Source organism: Glycomyces sp. NRRL B-16210 (assembly GCF_000719515.1).
In the GTDB taxonomy this organism is placed as follows: Bacteria; Actinomycetota; Actinomycetes; order Mycobacteriales; family Micromonosporaceae; genus Glycomyces.
Window position 1 is genome coordinate 1 of the sequence record NZ_JOGR01000030.1, and the last position, 339, is coordinate 339.

A 339-nucleotide genomic window follows, 5' to 3' on the forward strand; every position below is an offset into this window, starting at 1 on the left:
ACCTGCTGTGGAGAAAACAAGAGTGATTCCGTGAGTAGCGGCGAGCGAAAGCGGAGGAGGCTAAACCTGGTTCGTGTGATAGCCGGCAGGCGTTGCGGGCTGGGGGTTGTGGGACGTTGTCGTTGGTTTCTGCCGAGATCAGGTTCGCGCATCAGCAGCTAGTCGAATGGTCTGGGAAGGCCGACCGTAGTGGGTGAGAGTCCCGTAGGCGAAGGTTGTTGGTGGTGTTCGGATGGCGCACCCGAGTAGCGCGGGTTTCGTGGAGGCTCGTGTGAATCTGCCAGGACCGTCTGGTAAGCCTAAAGAGGTCCGGTGACCGATAGTGGAGAGTACCGTGAG

1 rRNA gene is annotated in these 339 nt (G+C 59.3%); it reads left to right on the top strand.

The features are described 5' to 3' along the window. Positions 1–339: ribosomal RNA gene (locus IF12_RS25300) — 23S ribosomal RNA — on the top strand; the annotation flags it as partial.